19 protein-coding genes and 3 pseudogenes are annotated in these 17,281 nt (G+C 34.8%); 10 read left to right on the forward strand and 12 right to left on the reverse strand.

Annotation, left to right across the window (positions count from 1 at the left end; all coding sequences use genetic code 11):
• The first annotated feature begins 9 nt into the window (after window positions 1-9).
• The 3 genes from msrA (at window position 10) to CFK40_RS11370 (ending at window position 1,949) form a co-directional block, all read left to right on the forward strand.
• A complete protein-coding gene (gene msrA / locus CFK40_RS11360) occupies window positions 10-969 on the forward strand; it encodes a peptide-methionine (S)-S-oxide reductase MsrA (protein ID WP_089532413.1) in 960 nt (319 codons plus the stop codon).
• 59 nt (window positions 970-1,028) lie between these two features.
• On the forward strand, window positions 1,029-1,235 hold the full coding sequence (locus tag CFK40_RS11365) for a DUF6501 family protein (protein WP_089532414.1): 207 nt from the start codon (window positions 1,029-1,031) through the stop codon (window positions 1,233-1,235).
• Window positions 1,236-1,391: 156 nt separating this feature from the next.
• Window positions 1,392-1,949 carry a histidine phosphatase family protein gene (locus CFK40_RS11370; protein ID WP_089532415.1) on the forward strand — a complete coding sequence of 186 codons (558 nt, stop codon included), beginning with the start codon at window positions 1,392-1,394 and terminating at the stop codon, window positions 1,947-1,949.
• On the opposite strand, the gene CFK40_RS11375 is transcribed toward CFK40_RS11370, so the two are convergent.
• Window positions 1,950-3,140, reverse strand: coding sequence for a M14 family metallopeptidase (locus tag CFK40_RS11375; protein WP_089532416.1), 1,191 nt, complete (start codon window positions 3,138-3,140; stop codon window positions 1,950-1,952).
• 196 nt (window positions 3,141-3,336) lie between these two features.
• On the opposite strand from CFK40_RS11375, the gene CFK40_RS11380 reads away from it, so the two are divergent.
• Window positions 3,337-3,576: a 4Fe-4S dicluster domain-containing protein gene (locus CFK40_RS11380; protein WP_089532417.1), complete on the forward strand. Its 240-nt coding sequence runs from the start codon at window positions 3,337-3,339 to the stop codon at window positions 3,574-3,576.
• Between the two features lie 44 nt (window positions 3,577-3,620).
• Here the strand turns inward: CFK40_RS11380 and CFK40_RS11385 are convergent, their stop codons facing one another.
• Entirely contained in the window at window positions 3,621-3,890 is a 270-nt protein-coding gene (locus CFK40_RS11385; RefSeq protein ID WP_089532418.1) for an acylphosphatase, read from the reverse strand.
• A gap of 71 nt (window positions 3,891-3,961) precedes the next feature.
• Between CFK40_RS11385 and CFK40_RS11390 the strand changes: the two genes are divergently transcribed.
• Window positions 3,962-4,933, forward strand: coding sequence for a P1 family peptidase (locus CFK40_RS11390; protein ID WP_089532419.1), 972 nt, complete (start codon window positions 3,962-3,964; stop codon window positions 4,931-4,933).
• An 85-nt stretch (window positions 4,934-5,018) separates the two neighbouring features.
• The gene (locus CFK40_RS11395; RefSeq protein ID WP_089532420.1) at window positions 5,019-6,548 is read left to right on the forward strand and encodes an FAD-dependent oxidoreductase; all 1,530 of its coding nucleotides are present in this window, start codon (window positions 5,019-5,021) and stop codon (window positions 6,546-6,548) included.
• Between the two features lie 27 nt (window positions 6,549-6,575).
• On the opposite strand, the gene CFK40_RS11400 is transcribed toward CFK40_RS11395, so the two are convergent.
• On the reverse strand, window positions 6,576-7,454 hold the full coding sequence (locus CFK40_RS11400) for a LysR family transcriptional regulator (protein ID WP_089532421.1): 879 nt from the start codon (window positions 7,452-7,454) through the stop codon (window positions 6,576-6,578).
• A 110-nt stretch (window positions 7,455-7,564) separates the two neighbouring features.
• On the opposite strand from CFK40_RS11400, the gene CFK40_RS11405 reads away from it, so the two are divergent.
• Entirely contained in the window at window positions 7,565-8,632 is a 1,068-nt protein-coding gene (locus CFK40_RS11405) for a citrate/2-methylcitrate synthase (protein ID WP_089532422.1), read from the forward strand.
• Between the two features lie 359 nt (window positions 8,633-8,991).
• Here the strand turns inward: CFK40_RS11405 and CFK40_RS11410 are convergent.
• The 3 genes and pseudogenes from CFK40_RS11410 to CFK40_RS11425 form a co-directional block, all read right to left on the reverse strand.
• Window positions 8,992-10,034, reverse strand: a pseudogene (locus CFK40_RS11410) (flavin-containing monooxygenase).
• Window positions 10,019-10,219 carry a cytochrome c biogenesis CcdA family protein gene (locus CFK40_RS11415; RefSeq protein WP_089532423.1) on the reverse strand — a complete coding sequence of 67 codons (201 nt, stop codon included), beginning with the start codon at window positions 10,217-10,219 and terminating at the stop codon, window positions 10,019-10,021. Before CFK40_RS11415 ends, CFK40_RS11410 begins: the two are co-directional and overlap by 16 nt.
• 303 nt (window positions 10,220-10,522) lie before the next feature.
• Window positions 10,523-10,843: an ArsR/SmtB family transcription factor gene (locus tag CFK40_RS11425; RefSeq protein WP_089532424.1), complete on the reverse strand. Its 321-nt coding sequence runs from the start codon at window positions 10,841-10,843 to the stop codon at window positions 10,523-10,525.
• A 174-nt stretch (window positions 10,844-11,017) separates the two neighbouring features.
• On the opposite strand from CFK40_RS11425, the gene CFK40_RS11430 reads away from it, so the two are divergent.
• Complete coding sequence (locus CFK40_RS11430) at window positions 11,018-11,695, forward strand: DsbA family protein (RefSeq protein ID WP_089532425.1); 678 nt, start codon at window positions 11,018-11,020, stop codon at window positions 11,693-11,695.
• Between the two features lie 3 nt (window positions 11,696-11,698).
• Window positions 11,699-12,118 (forward strand): disulfide oxidoreductase, encoded by a 420-nt coding sequence (locus CFK40_RS11435; protein ID WP_089532426.1) that lies wholly within the window; start codon window positions 11,699-11,701, stop codon window positions 12,116-12,118.
• 56 nt (window positions 12,119-12,174) lie between these two features.
• On the opposite strand, the gene CFK40_RS11440 is transcribed toward CFK40_RS11435, so the two are convergent.
• The 6 genes and pseudogenes from CFK40_RS11440 to CFK40_RS11455 all read right to left on the reverse strand — a co-directional run bounded on the left by CFK40_RS11440 (window position 12,175) and on the right by CFK40_RS11455 (window position 16,377).
• Window positions 12,175-13,323, reverse strand: coding sequence for a copper resistance D family protein (locus CFK40_RS11440; RefSeq protein WP_089532427.1), 1,149 nt, complete (start codon window positions 13,321-13,323; stop codon window positions 12,175-12,177).
• Window positions 13,324-13,334: 11 nt separating this feature from the next.
• Entirely contained in the window at window positions 13,335-13,931 is a 597-nt protein-coding gene (locus tag CFK40_RS11445) for a copper resistance CopC family protein (protein WP_089532428.1), read from the reverse strand.
• 389 nt (window positions 13,932-14,320) lie between these two features.
• Window positions 14,321-14,417: pseudogene (locus tag CFK40_RS21805) on the reverse strand (LAGLIDADG family homing endonuclease); the annotation flags it as partial.
• Between the two features lie 35 nt (window positions 14,418-14,452).
• Window positions 14,453-14,552 (reverse strand): annotated as a pseudogene (locus tag CFK40_RS21810) (endonuclease); the annotation flags it as partial.
• 52 nt (window positions 14,553-14,604) lie between these two features.
• Entirely contained in the window at window positions 14,605-15,111 is a 507-nt protein-coding gene (locus tag CFK40_RS11450) for an HD domain-containing protein (protein ID WP_089532429.1), read from the reverse strand.
• 99 nt (window positions 15,112-15,210) lie between these two features.
• A complete protein-coding gene (locus tag CFK40_RS11455; protein WP_089532430.1) occupies window positions 15,211-16,377 on the reverse strand; it encodes an MFS transporter in 1,167 nt (388 codons plus the stop codon).
• A 145-nt stretch (window positions 16,378-16,522) separates the two neighbouring features.
• Here CFK40_RS11455 and CFK40_RS11460 point away from each other — a divergent pair, with 145 nt between their 5' ends.
• The gene (locus CFK40_RS11460) at window positions 16,523-17,281 is read left to right on the forward strand and encodes a TrmB family transcriptional regulator (RefSeq protein WP_089532431.1); all 759 of its coding nucleotides are present in this window, start codon (window positions 16,523-16,525) and stop codon (window positions 17,279-17,281) included.

Genomic DNA, 17,281 nt, shown 5'->3' on the forward strand with positions numbered 1-17,281 from the left:
GAATAGGTCATGACTTCAAATAACGAACTAGCTACATTTGCAGGTGGATGCTTTTGGTGTATGGTAGAACCATACGATGAACGTCCAGGTATTAAGGAAATTGTTTCTGGTTATACAGGCGGTAGGACGGAAAATCCAACCTATGAGGAAGTATGTTCTAATGCTACTGGACATGTGGAAGCAGTTCAAATCACATTCGATCCAGAGGTAATGCCATATGAGCGGATAGTTGAGACTTTCTGGCAACAGATTGATCCAACTGATAAAGGTGGTCAGTTCAATGATCGTGGGGAGTCCTATCAAACTGTAATTTTTTACCACAATGAAGAGCAGCGTTTAATTGCAGAAGAATCCAAACACAAACTAGAAGCTAGTGGTAAATTCCAGGAACCAATTGTAACAAAGGTTCTGCCTGCAAAGACGTTTTATAGAGCGGAAGAAAATCACCAAGATTATTACAAAAAACAATCGTTTCATTATCGATTATACAAAAAAGGATCTGGGAGAGCTGATTTCATCAAAAAAAATTGGGAACCAAAAATAGATAAAGCTAAACTAAAAGAGCAATTATCACCAATTCAATATAAAGTCACACAAGAAAATGGTACAGAAAGACCATTTCAGAATGAATATTGGGATAATACAAAAGATGGTATATATGTTGATATAATTTCAGGAGAAGTTTTATTTACATCAAAAGAACAATTTGATGCTGGTTGTGGTTGGCCAAGCTTTTCCAAACCAGTGGACAACTATCAAGTTACTGAGAAATCTGATACAACTCTTGGCATGAGACGTACAGAGGTTCGAAGCAAGGCGTCAGATTCACACTTAGGTCATGTATTTGATGATGGGCCAAAGGATAAAGGTGGATTGCGGTATTGCATGAATTCAGCTGCAATGCGTTTTATCCCAAAGGATAAGATGAGTGATGAAGGCTATGAAAAATATTTACATCTAGTTAACTAGAAAAAAATGGTCTGCGATTAACTACTATTACGTAAACGAAATAAATACGGAGGTACAATATGATTCACCTAAATTGGGAAAAGCGGGATACCATCAAACAAATTAAATGTGTTCATGCAGATGCAAAAAAATTTATTGTTGATAAAAAGTTAACACCTGGTAAAGTTTATGATGTAAAAAATGAAACGGAAGAGTTTTATTTTATTATCGATAACAGCAATCGCATAGGTGGATTTCTTAAAAATTATTTTTCCGAAACAAAATAACAGGGGATAACCCCTGTTATTTTTATATAAACTACAGTTATTTTGAAAAAGATATAGGATATTTATTCTATTAATGATATAATTTACTTACTATTTTCAATAATTTAAATAGCGTCAATGAATGTATTTAAAATTCTAATAAGGGGCTGAATCGTATTGAAAAAAATCTTCTTAGTTCGCCATTGTCTGGCAGAAGGTCAACATAAAGATTCGCCATTAACTACTGTAGGAATGCGACAAGCAGTATTGCTTTCACGGTTTTTTGATAAGCAAAATATCGTATTTGATGGTGTAATTTCTAGTCCTTATTTACGGGCGATTGAGAGCATAAAACCCTTTGCGGAATCAAAAAACTTGAAAATAGAAGTAGATGATCGACTACAAGAACGTATATTAAGTAATGAGCCTGTTGATGATTGGATGGAAGTTTTAGAACAATCATTTAATGAATTAGATTTTAAATTACCTGGGGGCGAATCTGCAAATGACGCCATTACAAGGAGTAATGCTATTTTTGAATCTATAAATCAAAATAATGACATGAATAATGTTATTATTGTAAGTCATGGTAACCTATTATCATTAATGCTAAAAAGTTTTGATCAAACAATCGGATTTGATGAATGGAAAAATCTAAATAACCCTGATGTATATCTGATAGAATCGAATGGAGATAAGCATTCTATTACTTGTTTATGGGAAAAGCCTTATTAATTATAGGTATAAATTAGCAAGGAATATGCCTAAACTTTCTTCATATATCTCATCAAATTGACTGATTGGTAGTGGATTGGTCCCACTACCAAGTTCTATGGTGAAACCAGGTCTTTGATATTCTTGGATAAACCAATCTTTATATCCCGTATAACTATCTACATATTGAATTGGTTCATAACCACTCACTCGTGCATATTCATTAACTATAACTTCAGAAATGGGAGGTTCCAATCCTTCAAATCCCCAATAGATAACTTCTCCTTGTGTATGAAGCGCATTTACCCGTGCAAAATTACGTACACTTGTTAATTCAGCTACAGCAGAGGATTCTGGCTCTGACAATGGGTATGGTCCAGGATAATCACTAGGAGCTGGATTTGATGGCTTTCGGCTCGCTTCAATCTCCCACAATGTTGGGTATTGATTAGTCAAATCAACCCCATTTATGTTGGCTTTCCATCCCGAAAAGTCTCGACTCTGGTTATTTATTTCTAGAACTTGCTCTGCATAAAAGGAATCTTCAGGTACGCCATTTAATACCAAGTTTACGCCATCTGGGTTGACCATGGGGACGATTGAAAGAAACGTTTCCATAAATAATGGCAACATATTCATACCACGAATTGTGTTACTGTTTGTTAACGCCAGCAGGTATTCATTTACAAATTTCATAATTACTGAAGTTGTGATCCATTCATTTGCATGAAATGACCCATCTACATGCACTCGTTTTACGCCATTTCCTATACGTAATTCTGGTAGACTTTTTCCCATTACTGAGCTCCCAATCGTTTGCTCGACTAGAAACGGATATACTGAAGCTAATTTTTCTATATCATTAACCATTTTTTCATAGGTGTAGTTTGTTACATCGTGTACGATTAGATTCTGCACACGATATGGAATAGAAATTGTTGAACCTACAACAAGGTTTGATGGATCAATTGTTTGATTTACTAATAATAAGGCATCCATCGCGACATTATATTGAGAAGAGAGCTGCCAAAAAGTATCGTTAACTTCTATTGTGTGTTGATTTATGACAAATCCAGGAATATGAATCTGTTTTCCAATAGATAGATTTTGTGGTGTGATTCCGCGATTAGATTGCTCAATTAAAACTAGCGGAACATCAAATAATTGACTATAATACCATAGCGTATCACTTTGACGTATTTTAATTTCCATCAAATATTTCTCCTTCCAATTGCTAATATAGCTTGAAAGAATGCAAGTTGTTCTGTAAAATAGTGAATATATGATTTAGTGGATTTCTTTTATCATACGTACATAATCATCACAACTATTGCACCTTTTTTACTAGTTGCATTGATATGTTTATTCCTATTAAAAAGAAATTATTACCATAGAGGAGGATATATAGATGGCTTTTGTAATTACGTCACCTTGTAAGGACGAAAAATCAGGTGAATGTGTCGAAGTTTGCCCTGTAGATTGTATAGAAGAGGGAAAAGATATGTTTTATATCGATCCGGATATTTGTATTGATTGCGGAGCATGTGAAGCAGTTTGCCCAGTTGAGGCTATTTTCATGGAGGATGAAACTCCAGAACAAGAAAATGAATATATCGAAATGAATCGTAAATTTTTCGAAGATAGATGAGATAATAAAGAAGCCGCTATTATGGAATAGCGGCTTCTTTTGTCCTATTTTATAGAAAAACCGTGGTAGTCTTCTTTCGTATTAATTGTTGATACATCAATATGGTCAACACGGCCAAATTGGGTGGGGTTATTGGTAATCTCTGTAATAAACCTTTGGATTTGCTCATTTTCACCATCAACACGTATGGAAACTGTACCATCCGCATTATTTGTAGCATACCCCTTAAGGTTTAATACCTCTGCTCTTTGTTTTGTTGCATAGCGAAATCCTACACCTTGGACAATTCCACTAACCATGATATTTGTTATCATTTGATCACTCCCTATATGTCATGTAACCTGTCACTAATTTATTAAAACATTGAAAGAAAGGATGTAAAAAAATGAAAGAAATACGTCTACAAGAGATAAAAGGATTTCGCTTTGGTCATGCGCAAAATGATGACGCGCTAACTGGTTGTAGTGTCATTATTTGTGAGAAGGGCGCAATCGGTGGTGTTGAAGTTCGCGGTGGAGCACCAGGAACACGTGAAACAGATGCGTTACATCCTGAAAACCTTGTCGAAGAAGTACATGGCATTTTTTTATCAGGAGGTAGTGCATTTGGACTTGATGTAGGCAGCGGAATGATGCAACTTTTAGAAGAAAAAAGTATTGGCTTTGATGTGCAAGTTACAAAGGTTCCAATTGTAGCTGGAGCAATTCTATTCGACTTATATCCCGGAGACCCAGTTGTCCGCCCTGATAGTAAGATGGGATATGAGGCTTGTACACAAGCCTATTTAGACAAAACATTTAGTCAGGGAAGTGTGGGTGCTGGGACAGGTGCAACTGTAGGAAAATGTTTAGGTTATGATTTTGTGATGCGTGGAGGAATTGGGAGCTATGCGTTAGAAATTGGTGAATTACAGATAGGAGCGGTAGTTGTTGTAAATGCTTTTGGTGATATCATTGATCCGACAACCAATCAGATAGTAGCAGGGGCTTACGATCGTTTAAATGGAACGTTTCTTAAAAGTGATGAGCAAATGCTTGCGCAATTAGAAAATAAACCAACTAACCGTTTTTCTGGTAATACAACTATAGGATCTATTGTAACAAACGCCAAGCTAACTAAATCACAAGCAAATAAAATCGCTTCAATTGCCCATGATGGCTTTGCTAGAACCATCAGGCCATCCCATACATTAGTTGATGGTGATACACTTTTCACATTGACTACAAATCAAATTGAAACAGATTTAAACGTTCTAAGTATGTTAGCAAGTCAGGTTGTGGAACAAGCTGTATTGAATGCTGTAAGAAATGCTACTGGTGTTTTTCAAATACCAAGTTATAAGGACATACAGAAATAGACCTTCCTTTTTTCACACAAATGAATAATAGCGGATTGTTGCGCTAATCCTATACATAAATTTGTGAATGAAGGAGAAAATCATAATGACAGAACATATAAAAATACCGCACTTTCCCGAACCATATTGGCGTGATTCAGTGGATTTTTCAAATTTTCCTAAATTGGATAAATCGATTGAAGCAGATGTCGGAATCGTTGGTGGCGGGATAACTGGTATTACTGCTGCATATCTGCTAGCAAAGCAAAATGTAAAGGTTGTATTAATTGATGCGGGCGTAATTCTAAATGGTACAACTGGACATACAACTGCTAAAATCACCGCTCAACATGGCCTGATTTATAATGAATTAATTGAACATTTTGGTTTAGAAAAAGCGTCCATGTATTATAAAGCGAGTTCGGAAGCGAAAGAGTTTATTAAAAATACTATTGATAAGCATGATATTTCATGTGATTTCACTGAAGAAGATGCTTATCTTTATACAAATTCTGATTTCTATCTATCTAAATTGGAAATGGAGAAAAAGGCTTATGATAGGTTAAAGATTCCAAGTGAATTGGTGAAAAATATGCCATTAGAAGTACCTATGAAGTCGGCATTAATCATGAAGAACCAAGCTCAATATCATCCATTAAAATATTTGAAAAAGCTAGTAAAAGATAGTATTAAAAACGGTACTGAAATTTATGAACATACAACTGCTATTGATGTGGAATATAATAAGCATCCATCGATCATTACACGAGATGGTCACCGTGTATCATGTCGATATGTCATTCAGGCATCACATTACCCTTTTTATGATGGGCAAGGCTTTTATCCAACCCGTATGTATGCAGATCGATCTTATGTAGTGGCTATTAAATCAGATAAAAAGTTCCCAGGTGGCATGTATATCAATGCTGAATCCCCAACAAGATCAATTCGATCAACACAAATGGATGGAAAAGACTTATGGCTTGTAGGTGGCGAAAACCATAAGACTGGGCAAAGCAAATCGACAATAAACCATTATAAAGCTTTGGAGCAATTTGCAGAAAAAGAGTTTGGAATTTCCGAGTACATCTACCGGTGGTCAGCACAGGATCTGATAACGTTAGATAAAGTACCATATATTGGTCCAATCACAAAAGAACAACGATCTGTTTTTGTTGCAACAGGTTTTCGGAAATGGGGAATGACAAACGGGACGCTCGCAGCGCAAATGATTAGTGATCTTATTTTAGCTGGTGAAAGTAACTATCAAGATTTATACTCTCCTTCAAGGTTTCAAGCTGATCCAGCAGTCAGAGAGTTTACCAGCATAAATGCTGATGTAGCAAAACATTTAATCAAAGGTAAATTAGAATATACTAGTGACTTAGTAAGTGAACTTTCACAAGATGAAGCCACCGTTACGAGAATAAAAGGAAAACGTACTGGTGTGTACAAGGATCAGGACGATAAGCTTCATATGGTTGATACAACATGCACGCATTTAGGGTGTGAGGTTGAATGGAATTCTGGAGATAGAACATGGGATTGCCCTTGTCACGGATCAAGGTTTTCCTACACTGGCGATGTTGTGGAAGGTCCAGCTAAAAGACCGTTAAATAAAGTTAAAAATGATTAAAGCAGCCGATTTGGTTGCTTTTTTCGTTCAACCAAAATAATAATTCGATACAAATTTAACAAAGTTGCTTTCTATTTGGTGGTCATATTTATGTAGTATAAACATACTTGCGGTCGGTATTTTCATAAAATTAACTGGCACTTCTAACAAACGACCTTCCATTATTTCAGGATTAATTATCGACTTCGGCAAAAAACTTACTCCAATACCCTCTAATACAAACCGTTTGGTGATGTGGGATTGATTTACTTTCATGAACTTATAGGACTTTAACTTGGTTTTAAGTTGCTCTTTAATTTGATTCCAATATGCTGGGTGGTTATCTGTGAAAATAATTGTTTGCTCTAATAGCTCCTGTGCATCAATAATAGGTCCTGATTCTGCATCAAATCCATCATGATTACAAACAAGGTTAACAGACTCTTCATGGAATTTAGTCGTTTTAATGGAGCCAGTTCCAGGTAAACAGGAAAGCCCTATATCAACCTGACCATTATCAATTACGGTCGAAATTTGATTTGATTCTAACACTTGAATGGACATTTCAACGTTTGGATATCTTTTTGTATATTCACGTAAAATACTTGGTAAAATCGTATCAGCTAACAACGGTGAAATTGCTACACGTATCGTTTTATGATAGCCCTGTTGAAAACGATTTACCTTTTCCATACTACTTTCATACTGTAATACCATTTCTTTTGCTTCCATATAAAATAATCTTCCGAGTTCTGTTAAAGCTATATTCCTTCCATTTTTAATAAATAATTTGCTCCCTACATCTTTCTCCAATTGTCTAATTTGAAAGGTAACGGCTGGTTGTGTGACATACATTTTTTCTGCAACCATTCTAAAGTTCTCATGTTCAGCTGCCAAAATAAATGTTTGTAATGTACGAATGTCCATTAACTCACCTCAATCAATAAGAATTATTAATCATTATACTAAAAATAATTAAATTTTAATAATCATTTTACTCCTATATAATGAAATCATAACAAAGGGGGGAGATAGCAATGTATCAACCAGGTTTAAAAGGGGTAGTCGCTGTCGAAACGGAATTAAGTAATATTGATGGAGAAGAGGGCATTTTGACTTATCGTGGAATGGCAATTCACGATATTGTACAGAATTATTCTTTTGAAGAAGCAGCATTCTATTTATTACATGGTACATTTCCATCAGAAAAAGAATTGCAGGGATTTCAATCACATTTAAATAAATATCGTTATATGCCACCATATCTTCAACAAATAATTGATCAATTACCAATTGAGCAAGAGATGATGGATGTTTTACGAACAGCAATATCTGCCGTAACATTTTATCAAGATGATACCCATGACACTGCTATTCAATTGATAGCTATGATGCCAACGATTATTGCATGTCGCTTTAGACATTCACAAAATAAATCTTTTATTGTTCCTGATAATAACTTACAGCATGTTGAAAATTTCATGTATATGCTTACAGAAAATGTGGATTCCACACATGTTAAAATGCTTGAAGCTTATTTGATTATGACAATGGAACATGGTCTAAATGCATCAACATTTGCAGCTAGAGTAACAAAATCAACACAAAGTGATATAATCTCAGCCATTACAAGTGCGATTGGTACCATGAAAGGACCGTTGCATGGTGGTGCGCCATCCGGAGTTATTGATTTACTTAATGAAATTGAGACGAAAGATAATATATACGAAACAATTCATAGTAAACTGAAAAATAAAGAAAGAATTATGGGATTTGGCCATCGAGTATATAAAACCGTAGATCCACGTGCTGAAGCATTAAAACAAATCATTTTAGGATTAGAAAATAGACCCGAATGGATTGAGTTAGCGTTACAAACAGAAATAGCAACAATTGATATGTTAAAGAAATATAAACCAAATCAGCAATTATATACAAATGTGGAATATTACGCAGCTGCAATAATGAAATCGTTAGAAATTGACCCAAATTTATTTACGGCCATATTTAGTTCCAGTCGAATTGTCGGTTGGTGTGCGCATGCAATTGAACAAGAATCAAACAATACAATATTTAGACCGGCAGCAAAATATATTGGTAAATAAAACGAAATCTCATGCTACGTGAACCTAAGCATGAGATTTTTGAAATTATCTCACTATCACAAGTATACTTGTTTTTGAGACGAAAATAATCGTAATTTTTGTGAGTGCCTATAATAGATATTATGTCTACTCGAAGAAATATAAAATAAATGTATTGCGTTTCATCATTTATCACTTCCTCCCCTGATTTTCCGTTATTCCTATAGATATTAGTAGAATTCACTTTAATCAAAATGGATTCTATCAGCAGAGTTAAACTTAGATTTTATAAAGTTAATATTTTTTCGTACCTTCATTTATTCTCGATCTAAAGAAATAAATTATTATACCAGGTCATCACCATATGTGTCATTCTAATTTTATTTATTTATGTACTGATAAATATACTGTACATCATTTCCAACACCTTGTAATAATGCTGAACCACGCCTTGATTGCCAGGGTAATCCTAAAAAGTACAGCCCTTCTATATTGGTAATTCCTCTGTTTTGAATTGGCTTTCCTTTAGTATCTAGTACACCTTTGATAGTTATCCAAGAATAGTCAGAGTTGAATCCAGTAGCCCATATTATGTTATGTACCTGAAGAAGCGTTTTGTCCTTGAATTTAATTTTGTCTTCCAGCCCATCAACAGATCTTTTCTTAATGATGACATCACCATTTCGAACAGCATTTTTTAATTCAAAACCAAAGATTGGATCGCCTTTTTTTTGAATCAATTTTCCAATGAGTGAATCATTAGTCCATTAGTCGCTTTTAAGATTCCGACTTTCTCAAACCACCAAAAAATGCTTTTATTTCTAATTGTCATTGGTAAATAAGTTAAACGTTGGCTTGTAGATAGATACGTCGTCTTTTCTTTCGATAATTCTATAGCTATTTGTGCTCCACTATTTCCGCCACCTACTACTAACACATTTCCTTTCTTTAGCTGTGATGAATTTCGATATTCCGATGAATGTAATTGAACTACATCCTTTGATAGAGTTTTCGCGAATGAAGGAATTCTTGGTTTTTGAAATGGTCCAGTGGCTAATACCACATTTTGAGCACTATGTTCCCGATGACTGGTTGAAATTATAAATAATTTATTCTCTTTTTTAAGACTGGTTATTCTACAGTTATGGTTAATCGGAAGTTTAAAATGTTCTGCGTATTCTTTAAGATAATTGGTTATTTCATCTTTTGTAGGAAATCCTTGTGGATCGTCTATTAGTGGTAATCCTGGTAAAGAACTGTACTTTCTTGGTGTAAACAAAACTAAAGAATCATACCGTTTTTCCCATGATTCCCCTACTTCTGTATTCTCATCCAATATGAGAAAAGAATGATTTAATTGTCTTAAGTAATATCCCATTGCCAAGCCGGCTTGCCCAGCACCAATAATTATAGTTTGATACATTTACATTTACACCTCCATTCAATGGAATGTGCAATAGCTACTTTTTGCATTCCTTTCTTATTAGTTAAGTCTACTGACATTCCTGTTATGTAAAATAGAAACGCGGGGTATATAGGTAATGCGCATGGGGATAGAAAAGATAATAACCCTGCAGCAAAAGCATATAATATAGTTACATTTTGCATAGGAATGTCCTCCCTTCACACTTATGGTTTAATTAATTCCATGCATTCCATAACACTTTGTTGTGTCATACTTCCAGTAATAATTTTAAGTACCTTTCCATTCTTATCGATTAAATATGTGGTTGGGATAGGACCAATTCCACTTGAAGCGTTTCTAACGAAAAGTTAGGCGCATAATCACCAACGGTAACTGGAGAAGTGTTCTTAATTTGAGTCGAATAAATGGTATAAGCAATAGCCTATATCACTATCAGTATTAATAAACTTCTGAAGTATTTTCTTTTTTTCGCTTCTTTACTCTTATTAATCTATATATTGTTCACAGCAAGCTACATCATTTTGAACATCTTCAAGCACTACATCGAACATTGTTAATAGATCATGAACTAACTGATTTCTCACTCGATAATATACAAACTTTCCATCTTGTCTCCCTACAATAAGTCCACAACCTTTCAAACAGGCTAAATGCTGTGAAATGTTTGATTGATTACCTTGGAGATCATTGACAATTTGTGAAACTGTTTTTTCTTTTTCTTTAATACAATCCAATATTTGAATGCGTGTTTTATGTGAAAACCCATGCAAAAACTTTATTTTTGTGTCTAAATCGATTTCTACCATATGTACCCTCCTGTTATATTAGACTTTACTAATAGGTATTGCTATTATCACATTAGCAATACCTAATATGTATGTCAATCTTATACTATTGAACATTCTTTGAACAATGTACGATTAAACCTAGTCCAATTAATTTTGATGGTAAAATTGTAATATCATAATATGAGAGGTGCTTTGATGAAACAAAATAATTCACCATTTAAAATCGCTGTAATTGTAACGTTAGTAATTGTTGCACTAGTCGCTGCTTTGGTTGTTATTAACGGTGATAATTCAGTAAGCGATAAAGATACGACGAACAAACAACCATCAATCGATGGTCAACCAACTTTAGGAGATCCTAATGCACCAGTGACAGTTGTTGAATTTGGTGATTTTAAATGCCCTGCTTGTAAAGTTTGGGGAACAAATATCTTTCCACAATTAGTCAGTGATTACGTTGAAACTGGTAAGGTGAAGTTCTCATTCATTAATGTGCTATTTCACGGTGAAGAGTCAAAACTAGCTTCATTAGCAGCTGAATCGGTTTATAATCAAAATCCCGATGCATACTGGGAATTTCATAAGGCGCTTTTCAAGGCACAGCCTAGTGAAAACCATGACAGTAAATGGGTTACAACAGAAAAAATCCTCGAAGTAGCGAGCGAAATACCTACTATTGATACCAGTAAACTAAAATCAGCTATTGAAAACCAGGATGCAATTGATGAAGTGAATAAGGATGCAAAAATGGTAACTGATTTCGGTGTTCAACTTACACCAACGATTGTGGTAAATGGAACCGTGATAGAAGATCCATTTGACTACGAGGCAATTAAACAAGCCATAGAAAAAGAATTAAAGGGTAAATAGTATATGAATAAAACAGTTAGTAAACAGCTTTTCTTATATTTTGCTTGGTTGATTTCCATTGTTGCTACACTTGGAAGTTTATATTTTAGTGAAATTAGAGACTTTGTTCCGTGTGAACTTTGTTGGTACCAACGTATAGTCATGTATCCTTTTGTACTATTTCTTGGAATAGCTACATTTCGAAATGATTTGTCTGTTAAAAAATATGTATTACCTATGAGTATTATTGGTGCTTCTATATCACTATTTCATTATTTAGAGCAGAAGGTGCCAGGTTTTGCTGATATAAAACCATGTGCGAATGGTGTTCCATGCAGTGCGGAATATATCAACTGGCTTGGATTTATTACAATCCCTTTTCTTGCACTAATTGCATTTATATTAATTGCTATCTTCTTGATTTTAATAAACTCACGTGATTAATTAGAAAAAGATGTGCTGCTCATAATTGAGTGGCACATCTTTTTATTTCCAAAAACTTACTGAACACCAATCATTATTCCTGCATACAGAGAAACAACCATTAACAAAGAGGCTAAGGTTGAGACAAAGACAGATTTCCTTGCAATTGCTGCGAAAAGTGTTATAGCTAAAAATACAATTCCTAACCCAAATAGAACAAAACTTTCAAAGCCAAACGTCATCGTTACATTAAAAATAGCTAGACTCTGTGCCTCCTGATAAGCACTGAGTATTTCCCCGTCATAAAGGGCTTTAAAAAGTGGAGAAGCTCCCTCTGCTTTTAAGAGGCTATAAATTTGATGTGGTGGCCAGGATTGTCCCATAAATGCCGTCAATCCAAAGACGATTAATGCGTACATACTTTCCAACCGTGCCCATTTGAGTGGATTATATGACTCTATGTCATATTTTCTCCAAAAAAGCACTCCATTGATAAATGCAAATAGAACTAATGAAATGATAAAAATGTGTTTTAACAGTAATGCTTGTCCGTAATTAACAAGTAGACTATTTTGATAGTCTTGAACAATAGATGAGCTTGGATCATCATTTGAATTAATATCAATTCCCATAGTGAAATACCCAGCCACAATCGTAATTATTAGACACGTCAATGCAACAGGAGTAAACCATTTAATAAATGCTAGCCAATTGGTCTTATTCTTCCCAAACCAACTAACGACAAATAGAATACCAATCCAAACGACGACAGATAGAAAATGAAGCGTATGAAAAACAAATCCTTTCCACTCGGTAATGGTTGCTGCGTGACTGGATTGTGTATATCCAAGTAGTATTGATAAGGCGAGAACTAGTGCCCAAACGATTAAGTGCTTTTTCTTTGTACTATTTTTATTAAGTAAAACAATCATTAAAATGACGGACACAAACGTAATAAACAACCACGATTTCCCAATTTCAAATGTGAAAATAACATTTTTCAAAATAAGCCATAGCTCTAAATTTTCACCAGATAATATGTTAGCCATTTTAAGCACTGGTAAAAAGGTTGCAATGGGTATTAGACCCACAACTAGATACAGGATTTTTTTAGGTATAGCTACGGGTGGTTTTTTCTCTTCAGGAACTAGTAATAAAATCAAAGATCCTATAAGAATGGCAAAGCAAATATATAAGATAAATTCTGCTAGTGTGACTAAAAGCATCCTAATCCCCCCTACTTCTTACGTTTACCGAAGAACAACCAAGCTAGTATTGCTAATGTTGCTACTACTAGAACAATAATTAATACATTGGTAAATGATTCTTCATCTGTACTGCTTGTTTGCTCAGATGGATTTAGTGTTGCATCCTTTTCATTTTCATTGGTCTTGCTTTCGCCTTCATTTTTGTCATCGCTATTTATCTTTTCTTCTTGACTTGTATTATCATTAGGTTGAGTTGTATTCGATTCTATCACGGTAAAGGAATATTTGCCTTCGATGGGATGACCATCAGCACCAACAATATTCCAGTTCACCTTATAAGTACCCGGGTCAAGTGCATTTTGATAAGTAGCTTTTAGCACGTTATCGGAAACCTCAATGGATGCTGGTTCCAGTTTATTTCCTTCCTCATTTATCAGATAGAGTGTACTTAAGTTTTCAATCTTTGTACTAAAAGTTAATTCTATACTTTTTATGTTTTCTTCTACGTTTGCTCCTGCACTAGGTTTTGCACTCTCTAGTCCCGAATGCGCATTTGCAATGTTTGGAATGAATAGAGACAGTAATAATGTAACGAATAGTAGTAAGGACATTCTAACCTTAATCATAAAACCTTCCCTTCTTTTTTAAATCAATCTTAACAGCAAGCTGGTATTAAGGTGTAAATTATATGCAACTGTAGAAAATTCGTCATATATATTTCTTAGTAAATTACTACAATAACAACACTTTTGTGTTATTAGTCATTTCTTATTAAATCTCTCAATTTCATTAAATTTCTGCGCGTATAAATTGTCCATTTGAGCCACTTCTCATGAGTTTCTATTTTAACTCTGAAACAATCACATGCTTCCTTGAGTGATTGACTACGTTCATAATTTGATAAGAAGTTTTGTTTGCGTTTTTGCAAAGCAACCGCTGGATGCACATCATTTCTATCGATTAACATTTCTAAATCTAATTTTTCTTCATTAAATGTATTATATTTGCGTTAAAAAACAGTATATTTTTTATAACTTACGTAGCCATCCCCATCAAAATATCCCCTAATAAAGTGGCTCAAATATTGTTCTGGTACATTTGGAAATGTAGTTTTGTGCAAAACTGATCAATTGTGCGTAACCATCTACCATACCATCAGCTAAGAAAAAACCTAAAATATAGGCCATATTATTAGACTGAGTTTTAAAATAATTTTCATTTACAGTATATTTTCGCTTCCAACTACCGAAAGGAAAAAGGTCTTTTCTCTATATTTTTATCTTTAAGAAATTTACGTAATTACGTCTTATCTATTTTTTGATCAAGCTTTTCAATAAGTTCTACTTCTTTCTGTCTATCAATGTTGCGATAGTGGTGTGAATCACCAGGTTGTTTGTCCTTTTCATCTGCTAAGTGCACAACCTTTTGTAAAGATTTTAATTCAAAATTACCATCTGGAATAGCAGATTCTGTATGAAATAAAATAGCATGTGAAATTTCCTTTGCAGCTTGTTTATCTTCACCTAGACGAACGAGTAATTTATGTGCGCGTTCAGCCCCTTTAATTGGATGAATATCGAAATCACGATATAACTGATAATCCCATTTACCATCCCTATACCATTCATAATGGCCAATATCGTGTAAAAATCCAGCTTTTGCTGCCCGATCGGGATTAACGTTGAATTCTTCAGCCAGGTGAAATGCATGATAGGACACTGATATTGCATGTCCCATGCCTGAACGCCTAACATATTTTTGCGTAATGGGATGCTCATAAATATCTTTTAATGTAACCTCTCTCATCAAGAAGCCTCCTTGGAAATAAGTTTCTTATTATTTTATCGTTTAAAAAGTTACCTTCATCATTTTAATGAAGGTAACTACTTTAAGAATTCGTCTCTATTATTTTCTAGACGGTAATGCAATGCCACTGCCCTCTTTTGCCACCGACAGAACTGCTGTTGCAAGAGCTAGGATAATAAACATTCCACCAACAGTCGCATTTTGTTCAACGGTTGCCTGTTCAATCACAACCCCACCAATTAGCGATCCAAAGGCAATACCAAAATGAAGAGCAGAATTGTTTAGGCTTTGCTGGATATCGGAAGTCTCTGGAGATGATTCAATGAGAAAGCTCTGCATAGCCGGTGTAATCGCCCAGCTTAGCATGCTCCATACCATCATTACGAATAAAAATAGTGGAAGGGCGAAAGTCGTATATGGAATCGTAAAAATAGATATTCCAAAAGCAACAATAACTGCTAAAATAGTAGGTTTTGTTCCAAATCGATCTGCAAGCAAACCACCAATACCGCCGCCAGCAACTGCAGCAACCCCGAAAATCAAATATACAGCACTTACCCATGTTCCGTTTAGCCCGAGCGCTATTTTTAAAAATGGTGTCAGGTACGCGTATAACGTTAAATGACCTGCCAAAAAAAGAAATGTAGTCAATTGAGCGAATAATATTCTACGGTTTTTCAAGGTACGTAACTGTTGCACGATTGGAATCGAAGGCTTAGGATCAATTTTTTCCATAAAGAAATGAACGCATGCCATAGACAGTAAGGTTAAAACAGTGATCAGAATAAAAGGTGTTCGCCACCCAAATGAATTTCCTAGAATCAATCCAATTGGTACGCCCAATACTAGAGAGGCGCTGATTCCCATAAAGACTACTCCAATTGCCCGAGCACGGTATTTTTCAGTTACAATGTTTGACGCAATCGTTACACATAATACGACCAGCAAAGAACCACTAGCGGCTGATATAATCCGCGCAATTAATAACATACTGTAGGTTTGACTAAATACAGCCAAAACATTCCCAAAAAAGAATACTACTAAAGCAAGTATAGTTAAACGTTTCCTTTCTATCTTTGATGTTAACGACAAAAGAACAGGAGCCGCGATTGCAAACACAAGTGAATAAATGGTAATAAGAAACCCTGCTTGCCCAAGACTCACCCCAAAGTCTGTCGCAACTAAATCTAGAATGCCACCTATAATTAGTTCAACCATCCCTACAATAAAAGAGACAATTGTTAGTAAATACACACGCTTATCCATATAATTTTATCTCCCTTCAATTAAGTTACCACTATAATAGTAACTTTTTAAATCAGAGGAAGCAAGAGAATTTTTAGTAGCTTTTAAATTATTAATAGTGTGCTATGATAGTAAAAAATAATTAATTAAGTAAGGAGCTAAAAAAGTGCTTCAAAGATTCGGATTTACCCAATATGAAAGTCAAGTGTACGAATCACTTATCACAGTAGATCAGCCTTTAGATGCAACAAGTATCGTTAAAGGGTCTGGGGTCCCTCGTTCAAAAGTGTATGAGGTAATTCATCGTATGGTTGAAAAAGGTATGATTCTTGAAACAACCGTCGAAAAAAAACGGCTTTACACCGCACTTCCACTTGAGTCTACAATTAAAAAATTAACAGCTGACTTTAATACCAAGGTTAGACAATTGAGAAATACGCAAATTAAAGAAACCCCAAAGGATGATCGTGTATGGACATTAAAGGATAATCAGTCCATTCAATCCTTATTAGTAAGCCTACTAGAACAAGCTAAGGGATCCATTTTCATTTCAGGATGGGCCGATGATTTAACCTCATACCTTCCTATATTAGAAGCAAAATATAACGCGAAAGTTGATGTTCAAATTCATGTAATCGGTGAGATTTCAACGCCAATTCCTACTGTTTCTACCTTGATCCCTGATAACAGTCATGACACACTAGAGCGGAGCCGTATCCTTATCGTTGATGGACAGGAGATTCTGTTTGCAGGTATGGAAGAAACAGCGTGGCAAGCTGTACGAACTCAATCACGTCCACTAGTTAAATTCTTTACCGAATTCTTCTATCACGACGTTGCATTGACCGAAATTACACAGAAGTTTAAAGACACGATTATGAAAGATGAAGAAATTCGAGATGTATTGTTAAAATTGAGGTATTAA

It is taken from the genome of Virgibacillus necropolis, assembly GCF_002224365.1.
Taxonomy (GTDB): domain Bacteria; phylum Bacillota; class Bacilli; order Bacillales; family Amphibacillaceae; genus Virgibacillus_F; species Virgibacillus_F necropolis.

What these genes read in the sequence shown, in the direction of transcription:
- msrA (WP_089532413.1), top strand. Translation starts at nt 10, where the DNA reads ATGACTTCAAATAACGAACTAGCTACATTTGCAGGTGGATGCTTTTGG.
- CFK40_RS11365 (WP_089532414.1), top strand. Translation starts at nt 1,029, where the DNA reads ATGATTCACCTAAATTGGGAAAAGCGGGATACCATCAAACAAATTAAA.
- CFK40_RS11375 (WP_089532416.1), bottom strand. Translation starts at nt 3,140, where the DNA reads ATGGAAATTAAAATACGTCAAAGTGATACGCTATGGTATTATAGTCAA.
- CFK40_RS11380 (WP_089532417.1), top strand. Translation starts at nt 3,337, where the DNA reads ATGGCTTTTGTAATTACGTCACCTTGTAAGGACGAAAAATCAGGTGAA.
- CFK40_RS11385 (WP_089532418.1), bottom strand. Translation starts at nt 3,890, where the DNA reads ATGATAACAAATATCATGGTTAGTGGAATTGTCCAAGGTGTAGGATTT.
- CFK40_RS11390 (WP_089532419.1), top strand. Translation starts at nt 3,962, where the DNA reads ATGAAAGAAATACGTCTACAAGAGATAAAAGGATTTCGCTTTGGTCAT.
- CFK40_RS11395 (WP_089532420.1), top strand. Translation starts at nt 5,019, where the DNA reads ATGACAGAACATATAAAAATACCGCACTTTCCCGAACCATATTGGCGT.
- CFK40_RS11400 (WP_089532421.1), bottom strand. Translation starts at nt 7,454, where the DNA reads ATGGACATTCGTACATTACAAACATTTATTTTGGCAGCTGAACATGAG.
- CFK40_RS11405 (WP_089532422.1), top strand. Translation starts at nt 7,565, where the DNA reads ATGTATCAACCAGGTTTAAAAGGGGTAGTCGCTGTCGAAACGGAATTA.
- CFK40_RS11415 (WP_089532423.1), bottom strand. Translation starts at nt 10,219, where the DNA reads ATGCAAAATGTAACTATATTATATGCTTTTGCTGCAGGGTTATTATCT.
- CFK40_RS11425 (WP_089532424.1), bottom strand. Translation starts at nt 10,843, where the DNA reads ATGGTAGAAATCGATTTAGACACAAAAATAAAGTTTTTGCATGGGTTT.
- CFK40_RS11435 (WP_089532426.1), top strand. Translation starts at nt 11,699, where the DNA reads ATGAATAAAACAGTTAGTAAACAGCTTTTCTTATATTTTGCTTGGTTG.
- CFK40_RS11440 (WP_089532427.1), bottom strand. Translation starts at nt 13,323, where the DNA reads ATGCTTTTAGTCACACTAGCAGAATTTATCTTATATATTTGCTTTGCC.
- CFK40_RS11445 (WP_089532428.1), bottom strand. Translation starts at nt 13,931, where the DNA reads ATGATTAAGGTTAGAATGTCCTTACTACTATTCGTTACATTATTACTG.
- CFK40_RS11450 (WP_089532429.1), bottom strand. Translation starts at nt 15,111, where the DNA reads ATGAGAGAGGTTACATTAAAAGATATTTATGAGCATCCCATTACGCAA.
- CFK40_RS11455 (WP_089532430.1), bottom strand. Translation starts at nt 16,377, where the DNA reads ATGGATAAGCGTGTGTATTTACTAACAATTGTCTCTTTTATTGTAGGG.